Source organism: Meiothermus sp. Pnk-1, from assembly GCF_003226535.1.
GTDB lineage: Bacteria > Deinococcota > Deinococci > Deinococcales > Thermaceae > Allomeiothermus.
In genome coordinates this window covers 1-1301 of the sequence record NZ_QKOB01000029.1, presented here as the reverse complement: position 1 = coordinate 1301, position 1301 = coordinate 1, and the positions used below count along the sequence as shown (strand labels likewise).

Here is a 1301-nt window from a genome sequence, read left to right as displayed (position 1 = left end):
AAGGTGCTCTGCTTTCCCTCCAGGCCGAAGGGGTTGTTGATGGGCGGGGAGCTGATGAGGCCGCAGCCGGCCAGCAGCAGGGCGGTGAGGGGGCCTAGGATGGCGATGCGTTCCATAGGTTTCCTCCTGGGGTGTGTACGGTCGATCACAGTATACCCCGCGGTTTGGGCGCCCGGGGGTTATCTGCACCGCCGCGGGGCAAGACACCTCCACCCCCTTCTAAAACCTTCGGCGGGCTATATTGAAGGAGGCATCGTCGAGCGCACCGCGCGCGGCATCGACACCATCTTCTACGAGCAACTGCGCAACGGCCGCCCCGCGCCTTCCTACGACCGCAGCAACGAGGCGGGCGTCGTCCTGGTTCTGCCCGGCGGGGAGGCCAACCTCGAGTTCGTCCGCCTCGTCGTCGAGGAATCGCGCGCCGGGCGCGACCTTGGACTGGACGAGCTTCTGATCCTGAACGCCCTCTGGAGCGACCGGCGGCTGACCACGGAGGAAGCCGCTCGCCTTACCCAAAAGTCGGAAGCCGAAGCCCGCGCCACCCTGAACCGCCTCGTCGAAATCGGCTTGGTCGAACCGCGTGGCGAGCGCAAGGGCCGCACCTGGCACCTCTCCGCGGCGACCTACCGCCGGCTCGGGGCACCGGCCGCCTACGTGCGCCAGCGCGGTTTCGAGCCGCTCCAGCAGGAGCAGATGGTTTTGCAATACGTGGAAAAGCACGGGCGGATCACGCGCAAGGAGGCGGCGGAGCTGTGCCAGCTTGGGCCGTACCAAGCCACGCGACTCCTCGACCGATTGGTTAAGGATGGCCGCTTGGTACGCCGGGGCACGAGGAAGGGCACCTATTATGAGCGGAGGTCATAAATTATGAGCACGCACAAAAGTAATATGAGCGCGCTCATAAATTTGAGCGCTTCACCAAATACCACGTGCGGTTATCCTATAACCACGCGCGCAAATCAAACCGCACGGCGTGCGTTTCAGCGTCTGCCTGTGCGTGTGCCTGTGCCTGCCGAGGCCCGGCGGGTGGACAAGGCGATTTGGAAGAACTTGGAGGAGCTGGGCTATGGCCGATAAGCGAAAAGAGCGACAACCCGTTCTCCCACTGCCCACGGGCTACAAGGAGCTTCTGTGAAGTGCTGCCCCAAATTTGGACCACCCCAAGAGAGAGACCGAGGGGTGTAGCCTGAAGGGGTAGCGAGATGCGCAGGTGGTCAGCGAAGGAAAAGGTAAAAATTGTGTTGGAGGTCTTGTCGGGTCAAAGGACCGTGGCCGAAGCCTGCCGAGCTCACGAGGTCGCA

General features: G+C 63.1%; 2 protein-coding genes. Both read left to right on the top strand.

Features of this window, described 5'->3' with window-relative positions; translation table 11 throughout:
• Positions 1 to 99 precede the first annotated feature (99 nt).
• Complete coding sequence (locus tag DNA98_RS17540; protein WP_199489413.1) at positions 100 to 864, top strand: hypothetical protein; 765 nt, start codon at positions 100 to 102, stop codon at positions 862 to 864.
• Positions 865 to 1202: 338 nt separating this feature from the next.
• Positions 1203 to 1301, top strand: a 99-nt coding sequence (locus tag DNA98_RS17535) for a transposase (protein WP_146237995.1), incomplete at its 3' end; no start/stop codon positions are given.